The organism is Streptomyces sp. NPDC016640, from assembly GCF_043076215.1.
Lineage (GTDB): Bacteria > Actinomycetota > Actinomycetes > Streptomycetales > Streptomycetaceae > Streptomyces.
Genome location: NZ_JBIBRG010000018.1, coordinates 36,164 through 48,500, shown reverse-complemented (window position 1 = coordinate 48,500; position 12,337 = coordinate 36,164). Strand labels below are relative to the sequence as shown.

Sequence of the window (12,337 nt, the reverse complement as noted above, 5' to 3'; positions counted from 1 at the left end):
GTGGTCAGGGGAGTCAACCGCGTACTGCTCGCGCTGGCGGGGCTGGTGCTGACCGTCCTCGGCGGGTCGGTGCTCGCGCTCGGGCTGGGGGCGCCGGCGCCCTCCTGGTGGCCGCACGACGGACGGCACGACGTGCTGCTGGACGAGGCCGAGCGGACCCGGTGGCGGGACGCCGGCTGGTGGTGGCCGGCCGTCCTCGCGGTCCTCGCCGTGGTGGTCCTGCTCTGCCTGTGGTGGCTGCTCGCGGTGGTGCGCCGGCGGCGGCCGGCCGAGGTGCTGGTCGACACCGGCGACGGCGAGGGCGCGGCACTGCGCGGCCGGGCCCTGGAACACGCCCTCGCCCAGGAGGCGAACCGCCTGGACGGCGTCGAACGGGCCCACGTCCTGCTCACCGGCGGCCGCGGCACCCCGAGGGTCCGGGTGCTGCTCCTCCTGGAGCCCCACGTCGACCCCGGCTCCGCCCTCCACGCCCTCACCACCGGCGCCCTCGCCCACGCCCGCGACTCCACGCGCCTCGCGCACCTGCCGGCGGAGGTCCGCCTGCGCGGCGTCAGACACCGGCCGGAACGGGTGACCTGACCCCGCCGCACGGGGGAGCACGCACCCGACACCGCCGGACCGCCCTCCGGGCGGCGGAGGCAGCCGTCGGACGCGGCTCAGAACCCGTGCCGCAGCCCGCCGTCCACCGGGAGCATCACGCCCGACAGGTACGAGGCCGCCGGGGAGAGGAGGAACGCCGCCGCGCGGCCGAACTCCTCCGGGGTGCCGTAGCGGCGCAGCGGGATGCGGGACGCCGCCGCCCGGCGGGTGGCCTCCGGGTCGGCGGACAGGGAGTCCAGCTCGCGGACCCGGTCGGTGTCGATGCGGCCGGGCAGCAGCCCGACGACGCGGATGCCGCGCGGACCCAGCTCGTCCGCCAGGGACTTGGCGAAACCGGCGAGCCCGGGGCGCAGACCGTTGGAGATGGTCAGGCCGGGAATCGGCTCGTGCACCGAGCCGGACAGCACGAAACCGATGACACCGCCCTCGCCCAGCTCCGCCGCGGCGGCCCGGGCCAGCCGCACCGCGCCCAGGAACACCGACTCGAACGCCGACTGCCACTGCTCGTCGGTGGTGTCGGCGACGAATCCCGGCGGCGGCCCGCCCACGCTGACGAGGATGCCGTCGAAGCGGCCGAACCGCTCCCGCGCGGTGGCGATCAGCCGCGCGGGAGCCTGTGGGTCGGCGTTGTCGACGGCCACCCCGGCCACGCCCGGCCCCAGCGCTGCCGCCGCTTCCGCGACGCTCTTCTCCTCCCGCCCCGTGACGACCACCTTCGCGCCGTCGGCCACGAGCTCCCGCGCGGAGGCGTTGCCCAGCCCCCGGGTCGCCCCGGTGACGACGTACACCCGGTCCTTCAGTCCAAGATCCATGGCCCCTATCCTGCCTCCTCGTCCCCGAACAGGGCGAGGGCGGTGTTCACCAGGCCGATGTGGCTGAAGGCCTGCGGGAAGTTGCCGAGCAGCCGCCCGCCCACGGGGTCGTACTCCTCCGCCAGCAGACCCACGTCGTTGGCGAGCCCCAGCAGCCGTTCGAACAGCTCGCGCGCCTCCTTCCGCCTGCCCGCCAGGTGCAGCGCGTGGGCCAGCCAGAACGAGCACACCAGGAACGTCCCCTCCTCGCCGGGCAGCCCGTCGACGGCCGTGGCGTCCGGGGTGTAGCGGCGCAGGAGGCCGTCCTGCCCCAGCTCCGCCCGGACCGCGTCGATGGTGCCGAGCACCCGGGGATCGTCGGGCGGCAGGAAACCCACCCGGGGGATCAGCAGCAGCGCGGCGTCGAGTTCACGCGAGCCGTAGGACTGCGTGAAGGTGTTGCGCTCCGGGTCGTACCCCTTCTCGCACACCTCCCGGTGCACCTCGTCGCGCAGCCGCCGCCACCCGTCGAGGTCCCCCTCGAAGTCCGGGTGCTCCTGAAGGGTGCGCACCGCGCGGTCGGCGGCCACCCACACCATCACCTTGGAGTGCACGAAGTGGCGCCGGCCGCCGCGCACCTCCCACAGCCCCTCGTCCGGCTGCCGCCAGGCCGTGCGCAGGAAGTCCATCAGGACCGACTGCAGCGCCCATACGTCGGGCTGCGGGGACAGCCCCGAACCGCGGGCCAGCGCCAGGGTGTCCATGACCTCGCCGTACACGTCCAACTGGAGCTGGTTCACGGCGTCGTTGCCGATCCGTACGGGCGTGGCACCGCCGAAGCCGGACAGCCACGGCAGCTCGAACTCCGGCAGCCGCCGCTCGCCCGCCAGGCCGTACATGATCTGGAGCTGCGCCGGGTCGCCCGCGACCGCGCGCAGCAGCCAGTTGCGCCAGGCCTCCGCCTCGTCCTGGTACCCGGCCGCCAGCAGCGCGTTCAGCGTGAGCGTGGCGTCGCGCAGCCAGCAGAAGCGGTAGTCCCAGTTGCGCACCCCGCCCGGCTCCTCCGGCAGCGAGGTGGTGGGCGCGGCGACGATGCCTCCGGTGGGCGCGTAGGTGAGCGCCTTGAGGGTGATCAGCGACCGGACGACCGCGTCCCGGTGCGGGCCGTCGTAACGGCAGTGGGACGCCCAGGCCCGCCAGTCCGCGACGCTGTGCCGCAACGAGGCGTAGGGGTCGACCAGCGGGGGCCGCGGTTCGTGGGAGGGGTGCCAGGTGAGCACGAACGCCACCCGCTCACCCTCGCGCACCGTGAACTCCGAGACGGTGGTCCGGTCCTCGCCCCAGGTGGGCACCTCCGGCACACTGCGCAGCCACGCCGAGTCCGGTCCGGCCACCGCCACCCGGTGGCCGTCCTCCCTGCGCACCCAGGGCACCACCGAGCCGTAGTCGAAGCGCAGCCGGAGCGTGCTGCGCACGGTCACCTCGCCGCGCACGCCCTGCACGATCCGCACCAGGTCGGGCGCGCGGTCGCGTTGCGGCATCAGGTCGGTGACCCGCACCGCCCCGTCCGGGGTCTCCCACTCGGTGTCCAGGACCAGGGTGTCGGGGCGGTAGGACCGGCGGGTGTACCGGTCGGCGCCGGCCGGGGCGATGCGCCAGTGGCCGTTGCTCTCGTCCCCGAGCAGCCGGGCGAAGCAGGCCGCCGAGTCGAAGCGGGGCAGACAGAGCCAGTCGACCGAGCCGTCCGCGCCCACCAGGGCAGCGGTCTGTTGGTCGCCGATGAGCGCGTAGTCCTCGATACGGTGCACGGGATGCGGGTTCCCGGCCTTCACGACCCGCAATCAGGTCCGGCGTCGGGGAGTGACGGACCGTCGCCCGCCGTTGCACCCCCGCCACGGAAGACGCCACCGGGCTCCGGGAGGAACCGGGTTGAGCACCCACGGGCCGATCGGCGGGAGGCCGGTCGGCGTGACCGGCGCCGGTGGCGCGGCACCGGCGCCCCGCCGGGCCGGCACCTGCCGGAGCGCGCCGATCAGCACCCGCCGGTCCTTCAGCCGACGCACCGCCCGGCCGCACCGCGCCGGCCCGCCCCCGGCCGCGCCGCCCCGGCCTACACCGCCGCCGGTTCCGTCTCCTCGGCGTCCGTCCGCCCGGCCGCCGCCCGCGCCCGTTCCCGGGCCTCCCGGCGGACCAGCACCAGCCAGCCGACCGGTACGGCCGCCGCGAACAGCCACCACTGGACGGCGTAGGCGTAGTTCAGCGCCGCGTTCTCCTCGCCGGGGTCCCCGAGCCGCTCCGGGGTGCCGTCCTCCGGTTCGGGCGCCGTCTGCGCCACGTAGCCGCCGAGCACCCGGGCCCCGAGGCGCTCCGCCTCCCGCCCGCTGTCGATCAGCATGATCTGCCGGTCCGGCAGGCCGTCGAGGTCCTTGATGCCGCTCGCCTCGGTCGTCTCGTCCGGCATGAGCCGGCCCTCGATCGTGATCTCGCCGCGGGGCGGTGCCGGCACCTCGGGGAACGCGCTCTGGCTCGTCCTGTCACCGGGAACCCAGCCCCGGTTGACCAGCAGGACCCTGCCGTCGTCGAGGACGAACGGGGTCAGGACGTGGAAGCCGACCTCGTCGTCGGCGTTGGTGCGACGGCGGACGACGACCTCGTCATCGGTGTCGAAGCGCCCCTCGGCGGTCACGGTGCGGTACCGCTCGGCGCGCGTCACGGCCTCTCCCGGGGCGGCGAGCCGCTCCACGGGCACGGGGCCGGCCGCCAGCGCGTCCGCGACCAGCCGGTTCCGCGCGGAGCGCTCCTCGTAGCGGTCCATCTGCCAGATGCCCAGCCTGATCATCGTGGGGATGAGGAGCAGGGCGACCAGTGTGATGATCACCCATTGGCGGGACAAGAGGAAGCGGTACACCCCACGACCGTACAACTCGGTCGCGGGGTGCACCGAGGGGGGTACGTCCCTTCACACCCGGTCGACGATGCCCGCCCTTCCCTCCGCGCGGGCGCAGTGGGCGCCGCAGTACCAGTGACCGTCGGCCTCGACGCCCTGGCCGATGATCTGCACCCGGCAGTGCTCGCAGATCGGGGCCATGCGGTGGATCGCGCAGGAGAAGCAGTCGAAGACGTGCACCGCGCCCTGCGCGTGCACCTCGAAGGTCATTCCGTAACTGTTGCCGCAGACTTCGCATGTCGCCATGGGCCACAGCGTGAGCCGTCGGCCCGGTACGGGCGAGCGGACGGCGGGCGAGTCGCCCGCCAATCACCCGTCCGTACGGTCCGCCGGCTCCACGTCCCCGAGCAGCTGGCCGAACGCGGCCTCGTCGACGACCGGCGTCCCGTACTGCCGGGCCTTGACCACCTTGGAGGTGCCCGAGCCGGGATCGTTGGTGACCAGGAGGCTGGTCAGCCGGGACAGGCTGGTGGCGACGTGCAGGCCCGCCTCGGTCGCGCGGTCCTCCAGCAGGTCCCGCTCGACGGAGGTGTCGCCGGAGAACGCCACCCGCATGCCCTGCTTGAGCCGCCCGCCCGGCGCGTACCGCCCCGGGTTGGGGTAGGGGCAGGCGGGCCGCTTGCGGGAGGGGCGCCAACCGGACGCCCGGTTGCCGCCGTAGCCGGCGTGCTGCGCGACGCGGGGCCGGTCCGTCCACTCCGTCAGCGGCCGGCACTCGTGCAACGGCAGCCGCAGGCCGCCCGCCGCCGCGGCCCGCAGACTGGGCCGGAACGCCTCCGCCAGCACGCGCGCGTCGTCCAGCGCGTGGTGCGCCCGCCGCTGTACGACGCCGAAGTGCGCGGCGAGCGACTCCAGCTTGTGGTTGGGCAGCGGCAGTCCCAGCTCCTTGGACAGGGCGATGGTGCACAGTCGCTGCTTCACCGGCGCCTCGCCGCGCGCGCGGGCGTACTCCCGGGCGATCATCTGCCAGTCGAAGACGGCGTTGTGCGCGACGAGCACCCGGCCCTCCAGCCGGGCCGCGAACTCCGCGGCGACGTCCTGGAAGAGGGGCGCGCCCTCGAGCACCTCGCTCGTCAGACCGTGTATCCACACCGGGCCCGGATCCCGCTCCGGGTTGACCACCGTGTACCAGTGGTCCTCGACCTCGCCGCGGGCGTCCAGCCGGTAGACGGCCGCGGAGATGATGCGGTCGTCGCGGGCCAGCCCCGTGGTCTCCACGTCGACGACCGCGTATCCCCGCGGATACGCGGCCGGCCACGCGGTGGGGGAGGACGCTGCGGTCGTGAGGTCTTCGAGCATGGTTCACGAGGATACGGGCCACGACTGACACCCCTGCCCTTCAGGTGCCCTGTGCGAGCCGCCCGTTCGAACGGCGGCACCGCCCGGACCGCGGGGCGGCCGCCGGCACCCCGTCGGCTTCCGCGCCCGCACCCCCGTTGTCCGGTGAGCCGGTCACCACCGGATCGGCACCGGCAGCGCCGTCAGCAGCCCCGACACCGCGACGACCACGCCGAGCGCGTACACCTCCGCCCGCGCGGGAGCGACCGCGGTCAGCGGGTCGGCCGCCCGGGCCAGCCGGATCCGGGCCCACAGGGCGAGGACGGCGACACCGGTCATCAGGACCACCTTGGCGAGCAGCACGCGCCCGTACGCGGTGTCCGTCAGCTGCTCCAGGACCGTCTCCGGCGGCATCCGGCGCAGCGCACTGCACACCCCCGTCGCGGTGACGGCGACGAGCAGGGCGACGGCCACGCGCGCGTAGCGTCCCAGCAGCGCGCCGCCCGCCTCCGCCGCCCGCCACCGTCCCAGGACGCGCAGCACCTGCAGCAGACCGCCCGCCCACAGCGAGGCGCACACCAGGTGCACCAGCGTCAGCCCGGAGCCGAGCAGCGGGCCGTACTCGGTCGCCGGATGCGCGCGCAGGGCCTCCGCGACCACGACCGCGGCCAGCGGCCACACCTGGGTTCCGGGACGGCCCGACACGGCGCACAGGCCCGCCGCGAGGAAGGCGTTGACCTCCAGGAGGGCGAGTCTGCCGTCCCGGGACTCGTGGAGACCACCGATGTCGATGTCGGCGGGACCGCCGGGAACCAGGTTGCCGGTGGCCACCACGGAGGCGAGTGACAGGGCTGCCAGGAAACCGGCGGAGTTCGCCGCGGCGGACCAACTCCGGGGCACGGCGGGCGGCGCGCCGGGCACGGAGCGGACCAGCCGCCGCACGAACAGCTCGCCCAGGGAGATGGACAGCGCGGCGAACAGCACCGTGCGCAGCAGGGCTGTGCCGCCGGTGCCGGGCGCGGCGGCCTCCCCGGTGCCGTGCAGCGCGGGGGACGGGCCGAGGAGCGGTATGAGCGCGGCCAGCGCCACCAGCACGAGCACGGCGGCGGCCCGCCCGGCGCCCGAACGCCGCGCGCCGTGACGCGCACCCCTCGCCCCGGACCGGGGTTTCGTCGCAATCACCCCGGGATCCTCACAAGGCCGCCCGGACGCGGGCAAGTACGGGTGACCCGCGAACGCCGCGCGGGGGCGGCCGGACGGCGCGGGGGCCGGACGTGTCCGCCCGGCCCCCGGCCCTCACCGCTCCCGCGGAACTACCGCGTCACCGCGTCCAGCGCGTCGGTCATGCCCCAGCCGTAGAAGCCGTTGCGGTTCTTCGGGCCCTCGCACACCGCGTCGGCCTTGCCGTCGCCGTCGATGTCGTACGGGTCCGCGCACGCGGTGGCGTCGGCCTGCGCGTACAGCAGGGCCTTCACCAACGCCGGCGAGGCGTACGGGTGCGTCGACCTGATGAGCGCGGCGACACCCGCGACATGCGGGGACGCCATCGACGTGCCCGCCATGTAGCCCCACTTGCCGCCGGGCAGCGTGCCCAGGATCAGACCGCTGGTGGCGGGCGGCTCCGGCGTCTGGTAGGCCGTCGAGTCGCCGCCGGGCGCGGCGATGTCGACGACACCGCGGCCGTAGTTGGAGAAGGACGACTTCAGGCCCTTGGCGCCGGTCGCCGCGACCGTCACGACACCCGGCAACTGGGTCGGGATGTCGAGGCACTTCGACGGGTCCACCACCCGGTCCGAGGGCGTGGAGTCGTTGGGGGAGACCGGGTCGGTGATCTCGTCGGCCGCGAGGTCGTAGTTCTCGTTGCCGGCCGCGGCCACGTTGACCGCGCCCTTGCGCTCCGCGTACGCCGAGGCCCGGGTGACGGCCTCGACGAGCGCCTTCTGGTCCGGGTCGTCCGTGCAGTTGAAGTACCAGGGGTCGGTGTAATAGCTGTTGTTGGTGACGTCGACCCCGTGCTCGGCCGCCCACATGAAGCCGCACACCACGGCCTCGGTGTAGAAGAAGCCGTCCGGGTTGGACACCTTGATGCCGGAGACCTTCACGCCGGGCGCCACACCGGTCATGCCGACGCCGTTCTTGGCGGCGGCGATCTCACCGGCGACATGCGTGCCGTGCGGGCTCTCCGCCGCGCCCGGCCGCCAGGCGCCGTCGCTGGTGTCGGGCTTGCCCGACACGCAGTTGACCGACGCGGCGCGGTCGAAGTTGGGCGCGATGTCGGGGTGGGTGTCGTCGACGCCGGTGTCGATGACGGCGACGGTCACCTTCGAGCTGCCCAGCGACTTCTCGTGCGCCCGGTCCGCCTTGATGGCGGGCAGGTCCCACTGCAGCCCCTGGAGCGGGTCCTGCCCCTCGGCGGCCTCGGCGCCGGCGACCTCGGAGGCGCTGAGCACCTTCGGGGTGCCCATGTCCGTGGTGGCCGCCGACGGCAGCGGCGCGGTGCGGGTGGCACCGGCCGACTGCACCCCGCGCACCGCCCGGACGGCCTTCGCGAAGTCCGGGTTCGCCGAGTGGACGACGATGACGCCGATCCTGTCGTACGACGTCACGATCGTGCCGCCGGCCTCGCCGATCGCCTTCTTCACACGGGCCGGCGCGCCGTGCCCGCCCCGGACGTTGACGACGTAGCTGAGCGAGGTCGCGTCGGCGGCGGCAGCGGCCGGCGTGCCGGCGGCCGGCGCCGCCGTGGCCGCGGTGTTCGGCAGGAACGCGAGCGCCGTCGCCACGGCCATCCCGGCCGGGAGGACGAGCGCGCGGCGGCGGCGCGGGTGCGACGCTGTCATGAAGTCTCCAGTTCGTTCACGATGATGGGCGTACAGGCGGAAAGTCCGGGCCGCGGGGCTCAGTCGACGGCGCGCAGCGCGTTGACGACGCCGAAGCCGTAGAAGCCGTTGACCCGGTCGCCGCCCTCGCACGTCGCGTCCTGCACCCCGTCGCCGTCCTGGTCGTAGGACTCGGGGCAGCCCGGGTTGTCCGCCTGGGCCTTCAGCAGCGCCTGCAGCTGGGCCGGGGTGGCCCGCGGGTACTCGGACTTCAGCAGCGCGGCGACACCGGCGGCGTGCGGCGAGGCCATCGAGGTGCCCTGCAGGAAGGCGTACTCGCCGTTCGGCATGGTGGACAGGATGCGGCCGTCCTTCGACGGCGTGTCCGGCAGCTGGTAGCGGCGGTCGCCGCCCGGCGCGGCGATGTCGACGACGCCCCGGCCGTAGGTGGAGTAGTACGACTTCAGGTTCTGCACGCCCGTCGCGCTGACCGTGACCACGCCCGGGAGCTGGGTCGGCAGGTCGAAGCACTCGCTCGGGTCGATGGTCCGGGTCACCGGCGTGGAGTCGTCGGGGCTGGAGTCGTCGACGATGGCGTCGGAGGCCAGGTCGTGGTTGGAGTTGCCGGCCGACGCCAGGTGCAGGGTGCCCTTCTTCTGCGCGTACAGCTGGGCCCGGTTGACGGCGTCGACGATCGCCTTCTGGTCCGGGTCGTCCATGCAGTTGTACAGCCACGGGTCGACGTAGTAGCTGTTGTTCGTGATCTCCACGCCGTGGTCGGCGGCGAACACGAAGGCGCAGACGACGTTCTCCGGGTAGAACAGCCCGTTGTCCGGGTCGCTGACCTTGATGCCGGCCACCTTGACGCCGGGTGCGACACCGGCGACACCGATGCCGTTGCGGGCGGCGGCGATCTCACCGGCCACATGCGTGCCGTGGTAGTCGTCGGCGGTGTACGGGCGCCAGGCACCCTCGCTGGTGTCCGCCTTGCCGCCGACGCAGTTGGCCGACTGGGCGGCGGAGAAGTTCGGGGCGAGGTCCGGGTGGGTGTCGTCGACGCCGGTGTCGATCACGGCGACGGTCACCTTGTCACTGCCCGGGTTGATCTTCGCGGCCTCGTCGGCGCCGATCGCGCGCAGGTCCCACTGGTCGGCCTCGAGCGGCTCGCTGCCGGGGGCCGCGGCGGAGGCGGCCCTCGTCCGTGCCGCCTCGGCGGCCGTCAGGTAGTCGGCGGCGCCCTCGTCGGTCGTCCCGGCGGCGGTCAGCGGCGCGGTGCGGGTGGCGCCGGCGGACCGCACTCCGCGCGCCTTCCGTATCTCCTCGCCGAAGGCCGGGTCCGCCGAGTGCACGACGATCACGCCGATCCTGTCGTACGTGACCACGACGGTCCCGCCGGCCGCGGCGATCGCCCTCTTCACCGACGCGATCGTGCGCCGGTCCACCTCGGTGTTGACGACGTACGCCAAGCTGGGCGCGTCGGCCGCCCGCTCGGCGGCCGGCGCCGTCCGGGGGGCCGCCGAGGCCGCCGCCGGCAGGAAGCCGAGCGAGGCGGTCAGGGACAGCACGACGGGCACGGCGAGGGCGAGCCGGCGTCTGGAACGCAGATGAGCCATGGGGTCTCCACATCATCCGGAAACGAAACCGGCCCGAACACAGGGTGGTGAGGCTCAGGCAGGTACATGACGGGGTGGTGCAGGGTGAAGCTATCCCGCGCTCTCGCTGGCCAGCAATGTTTTGCCGGCAACGTCTTCGGAAAACGGCAGGGGAAAAGAAGGGCGGACCGTTGAACCGGTCCTCGCGTGGCGCCGTGCCCTTGGGCAGGAAGCGCGGGGACACTCGCCTTCCGTCCCCCGTCCGACCCGAACCCGCACCGCGAGGAGACTCCGTGGCCGCCGAAGCACCGCCCCCCTCGTCAGAACAACACAAACTCCCCACTCCGGAGGAGTTCACCGAGGTGCAGGAGAGCGCTGAGTTCGGTGAACTGCGCCGCTCCTACCGTTCCTTCGCCTTCCCGCTGACCGTCGCCTTCATCGCCTGGTACCTGCTGTACGTGCTGCTGTCCAACTACGCGGGCGGCTTCATGGGCACCAAGCTGTTCGGCAACATCAACGTCGCCCTCGTCTTCGGCGTCCTGCAGTTCGTCACCACGTTCGTCATCGCGTGGTGGTACTCCCGGCACGCCGCCGCCCAGCTCGACCCCAGGGCCGAGGCCATCAAGACCCGTATGGAGGGCGGCGCATGAGCCCCGCGATCACCCACGTCCAGCTCGCCGCGAACGAGGCCAGCGAACACCGGCCGCTCATCATCACGCTGTTCGCGCTGTTCGTCCTCGCGACCCTCGGCATCACCATCTGGGCGGGCCGGCAGACCAAGGACGCCGCGGACTTCTACGCGGGCGGACGCCAGTTCAGCGCCTTCCAGAACGGGCTCGCGGTCTCCGGCGACTACATGTCGGCCGCGTCCTTCCTCGGCATCGCGGGCGCCATCGCCCTCTTCGGCTACGACGGCTTCCTGTACTCCATCGGCTTCCTGGTCGCCTGGCTCGTCGCCCTCCTCCTGGTCGCCGAGCCGCTGCGGAACTCCGGCCGCTACACCATGGGCGACGTCCTCGCCTACCGCATGCGCCAGCGCCCCGTGCGCACCGCCGCCGGCACCTCCACCATCGTGGTGTCGATCTTCTACCTGCTGGCCCAGATGGCGGGCGCGGGCGTCCTGGTCTCGCTGCTGCTCGGCATCACCTCCGACGCCGGCAAGATCCTCATCGTCGCCCTCGTCGGCGTCCTGATGATCGTGTACGTCTCCATCGGCGGCATGAAGGGCACCACCTGGGTCCAGATGGTCAAGGCCGTGCTGCTCATCGGCGGCACCGTCCTGATCACCTTCCTGGTGCTGCTGAAGTTCAACTTCAACGTCTCCGACCTGCTGGGCAGCGCCGCCGAGAACAGCGGCAAGGGCGACGCCTTCCTGGAGCCCGGCCTCCAGTACGGCGCCGACGGCACCACCAAGCTGGACTTCATCTCCCTCGGCATCGCCCTGGTGCTCGGCACCGCCGGCCTGCCGCACATCCTGATCCGCTTCTACACGGTGCCCAACGCCAAGGCCGCCCGTAAGTCCGTGAACTGGGCCATCGGCATCATCGGCGGCTTCTACCTGATGACCATCGCGCTCGGCTTCGGCGCCGCCGCGCTCATCTCGCAGGAAGAGATCATCGCGTCCAACCCGTCCGGCAACACGGCGGCCCCGCTGCTCGCGCTGCACCTGGGCGGCGTCGACTCGGCCTGGGGCGCGATCCTGCTCGCCACCATCTCGGCGGTCGCCTTCGCGACGATCCTCGCCGTGGTCGCCGGACTCACCCTCGCCTCCTCGTCCTCCTTCGCGCACGACATCTACGCCAACGTCATCCGCAGGGGGAAGGCCACGGAGAAGGAGGAGATGAGGGCGGCCCGCTGGGCGACCGTCCTCATCGGCGTCGTCTCCATCGGCCTGGGCGCCCTCGCCCGCGACCTCAACGTGGCCGGCCTGGTCGCGCTGGCCTTCGCGGTCGCCGCCTCCGCCAACCTGCCGACCATCCTCTACAGCCTGTTCTGGAAGCGGTTCACCACCCAGGGCGCGCTGTGGTCGATCTACGGCGGTCTGGTCGTCGCCGTCGGCCTGGTGCTGTTCTCGCCCGTGGTCTCCGGCGACCCCAAGGCGATGTTCCCGGACGTCGACTTCGCCTGGTTCCCGCTGAAGAACCCGGGCATCATCTCCATCCCGTTCGGCTTCGCGATGGGCTGGCTCGGCACGGTCCTGTCCAAGGAGGAGCCCGACGCCAAGAAGTACGCGGAGCTGGAGGTCCGGTCCCTGACCGGCACCGGCGCCCACTGATCCGCACCCCGCACGGCCGCGTCGCCCGGACCCTG

At 73.3% G+C, this 12,337-nt stretch carries 11 protein-coding genes; 3 read left to right on the top strand and 8 right to left on the bottom strand.

Annotated features, from left to right (window positions below):
* A complete protein-coding gene (gene amaP / locus ACF07S_RS29610) occupies positions 1–579 on the top strand; it encodes an alkaline shock response membrane anchor protein AmaP (RefSeq protein ID WP_391966496.1) in 579 nt (192 codons plus the stop codon).
* A 77-nt stretch (positions 580–656) separates the two neighbouring features.
* On the opposite strand, the gene ACF07S_RS29605 is transcribed toward amaP, so the two are convergent.
* The 8 genes from ACF07S_RS29605 to ACF07S_RS29570 all read right to left on the bottom strand — a co-directional run bounded on the left by ACF07S_RS29605 (position 657) and on the right by ACF07S_RS29570 (position 10,048).
* Positions 657–1,412 (bottom strand): SDR family oxidoreductase, encoded by a 756-nt coding sequence (locus ACF07S_RS29605; RefSeq protein ID WP_391966495.1) that lies wholly within the window; start codon positions 1,410–1,412, stop codon positions 657–659.
* A 5-nt stretch (positions 1,413–1,417) separates the two neighbouring features.
* Complete coding sequence (locus tag ACF07S_RS29600) at positions 1,418–3,199, bottom strand: glycoside hydrolase family 15 protein (protein WP_391966494.1); 1,782 nt, start codon at positions 3,197–3,199, stop codon at positions 1,418–1,420.
* Between the two features lie 302 nt (positions 3,200–3,501).
* A complete protein-coding gene (locus ACF07S_RS29595) occupies positions 3,502–4,299 on the bottom strand; it encodes an SURF1 family protein (RefSeq protein ID WP_391966493.1) in 798 nt (265 codons plus the stop codon).
* Positions 4,300–4,350: 51 nt separating this feature from the next.
* Positions 4,351–4,584 (bottom strand): hypothetical protein, encoded by a 234-nt coding sequence (locus tag ACF07S_RS29590; protein ID WP_145825068.1) that lies wholly within the window; start codon positions 4,582–4,584, stop codon positions 4,351–4,353.
* Between the two features lie 63 nt (positions 4,585–4,647).
* Entirely contained in the window at positions 4,648–5,637 is a 990-nt protein-coding gene (locus ACF07S_RS29585) for a DEDDh family exonuclease (RefSeq protein WP_391975596.1), read from the bottom strand.
* Between the two features lie 153 nt (positions 5,638–5,790).
* Positions 5,791–6,798 carry a CopD family protein gene (locus ACF07S_RS29580; RefSeq protein ID WP_391975595.1) on the bottom strand — a complete coding sequence of 336 codons (1,008 nt, stop codon included), beginning with the start codon at positions 6,796–6,798 and terminating at the stop codon, positions 5,791–5,793.
* Positions 6,799–6,929: 131 nt separating this feature from the next.
* Positions 6,930–8,456, bottom strand: a complete 1,527-nt coding sequence (locus ACF07S_RS29575; RefSeq protein WP_391966490.1) for a S8 family serine peptidase — start codon at positions 8,454–8,456, stop codon at positions 6,930–6,932.
* Between the two features lie 59 nt (positions 8,457–8,515).
* Entirely contained in the window at positions 8,516–10,048 is a 1,533-nt protein-coding gene (locus tag ACF07S_RS29570) for a S8 family serine peptidase (protein ID WP_391975594.1), read from the bottom strand.
* Positions 10,049–10,320: 272 nt separating this feature from the next.
* Here ACF07S_RS29570 and ACF07S_RS29565 point away from each other — a divergent pair, with 272 nt between their 5' ends.
* Both ACF07S_RS29565 and ACF07S_RS29560 read left to right on the top strand, forming a co-directional pair.
* Positions 10,321–10,677: a DUF485 domain-containing protein gene (locus ACF07S_RS29565; protein ID WP_391966488.1), complete on the top strand. Its 357-nt coding sequence runs from the start codon at positions 10,321–10,323 to the stop codon at positions 10,675–10,677.
* A complete protein-coding gene (locus ACF07S_RS29560) occupies positions 10,674–12,302 on the top strand; it encodes a cation acetate symporter (protein ID WP_391966487.1) in 1,629 nt (542 codons plus the stop codon). Before ACF07S_RS29565 ends, ACF07S_RS29560 begins: the two co-directional genes overlap by 4 nt.
* Positions 12,303–12,337: the final 35 nt, after the last annotated feature.

Bases quoted from the DNA above. Each gene is read 5' to 3' on its own strand.
- ACF07S_RS29605 (WP_391966495.1), bottom strand. From the start codon at position 1,412: ATGGATCTTGGACTGAAGGACCGGGTGTACGTCGTCACCGGGGCGACC.
- ACF07S_RS29590 (WP_145825068.1), bottom strand. From the start codon at position 4,584: ATGGCGACATGCGAAGTCTGCGGCAACAGTTACGGAATGACCTTCGAG.
- ACF07S_RS29585 (WP_391975596.1), bottom strand. From the start codon at position 5,637: ATGCTCGAAGACCTCACGACCGCAGCGTCCTCCCCCACCGCGTGGCCG.
- ACF07S_RS29575 (WP_391966490.1), bottom strand. From the start codon at position 8,456: ATGACAGCGTCGCACCCGCGCCGCCGCCGCGCGCTCGTCCTCCCGGCC.
- ACF07S_RS29570 (WP_391975594.1), bottom strand. From the start codon at position 10,048: ATGGCTCATCTGCGTTCCAGACGCCGGCTCGCCCTCGCCGTGCCCGTC.
- ACF07S_RS29560 (WP_391966487.1), top strand. From the start codon at position 10,674: ATGAGCCCCGCGATCACCCACGTCCAGCTCGCCGCGAACGAGGCCAGC.